Origin of the sequence: Massilia sp. S19_KUP03_FR1 (genome assembly GCF_036688685.1) — a bacterium.
Classification (GTDB): domain Bacteria; phylum Pseudomonadota; class Gammaproteobacteria; order Burkholderiales; family Burkholderiaceae_D; genus JALYUM01.
The window spans coordinates 1-1,214 of record NZ_JAQQPS010000070.1 but is presented as its reverse complement, the minus strand read 5'-3'; the positions used below and the strand labels follow the sequence as shown (position 1 = coordinate 1,214).

Annotated in this window: 1 protein-coding gene; it reads left to right on the top strand. The window is 58.0% G+C overall.

Translation table 11 applies throughout. The features are described 5' to 3' along the window. Positions 1 to 87 precede the first annotated feature (87 nt). On the top strand, positions 88 to 1,071 hold the full coding sequence (locus V6M87_RS27175; protein WP_332879797.1) for an IS5 family transposase: 984 nt from the start codon (positions 88 to 90) through the stop codon (positions 1,069 to 1,071). Positions 1,072 to 1,214: the final 143 nt, after the last annotated feature.

Genomic DNA, 1,214 nt, shown 5'->3' with positions numbered 1-1,214 from the left:
GGAAACGCTGATTAATTAAGGCGCTCCCGTTCCCGCCGGTGCCGCAACCTGAGACAATAACGGTACGTTCCCTGCCTGCCATTGATCATGCAAAAGAGCTTCTCTGACCTCGAATACGCCGCCAAGAAAAAGCTCACGCGGCGAGACCGTTTCCTCACTGAGATCGACAGCGTCACGCCGTGGAGCAAGCTACACAAGCTGGTCGAACCGTTCTATCCGAAGGTCGTAGGCGCCGGTCGGCCGCCGATTGGCCTGGCACGCATGCTGCGCATGTACGTCGCCCAGCAATGCTTTGGTTTGTCGGACGAAGGTATCGAAGATGCGATCTACGACAGCCAGGCCATTCGCGCTTTCGTCGGCATCGACCTGGCGCGCGAGTCTGCGCCGGACGCGACGACGTTGCTCAAGTTTCGCCACCTGCTCGAAGCGAAAGAACTGACGCGCCAGATTTTCGATGCGATCAACGGACACCTGGCTGAAAGAGGTTTGATGATGCGCGAGGGGACGATCGTTGACGCGACGCTGATCGCCGCGCCGCCGTCGACGAAGAACAAGGACGGCAAGCGCGATCCGGAGATGCACCAATCCAAGAAAGGCAACGACTGGCACTTTGGGATGAAAGCCCATATCGGCGTTGATGCGGCGTCCGGCCTGGTACACACCGTCGTCGGCACGGCAGGTAATGTCTCCGACGTGACGCAAGCGCACGCCCTGCTGCATGGCGACGAGACGGCCGCGCTTGGCGACGCCGGTTACCAAGGCGTAGAAAAGCGTTCGGAAAATATTGGCAAATCCGTGACGTGGCATGTCGCCATGAAGCGCTCCAAGCGCAAGGTGCTGCCCAACAATAAGCTGGGCCGCATGATGGAAAAACTGGAGCACCTGAAGGCCAGCGTGCGCGCCAAAGTCGAGCATCCGTTCCATGTCATCAAGAACCTGTTCCGTCATCGTAAGACGCGCTATCGCGGCCTGGCAAAGAACACCGCACAACTGTTTACTCTGTTCGGCTTCGCCAATCTGGTGCTGGCTGGCCGGCGATTTAAGGTCACTGAAACCCGAGTTGCGACCTGAGCGCCGAAAGGCGCCAGAAATACCGCAGATTTACAAAAAAAGCTCACGTATAAGCTTCTGGAAAAGCGGGAGCGAAACTGCATGGCGGTCGCGTCGCCAAAAACGTGGGAATCTTCCGAAAACGTCGATTGATCAGCGCTTCC

Bases quoted from the DNA above. Each gene is read 5' to 3' on its own strand.
- V6M87_RS27175 (WP_332879797.1), top strand. From the start codon at position 88: ATGCAAAAGAGCTTCTCTGACCTCGAATACGCCGCCAAGAAAAAGCTC.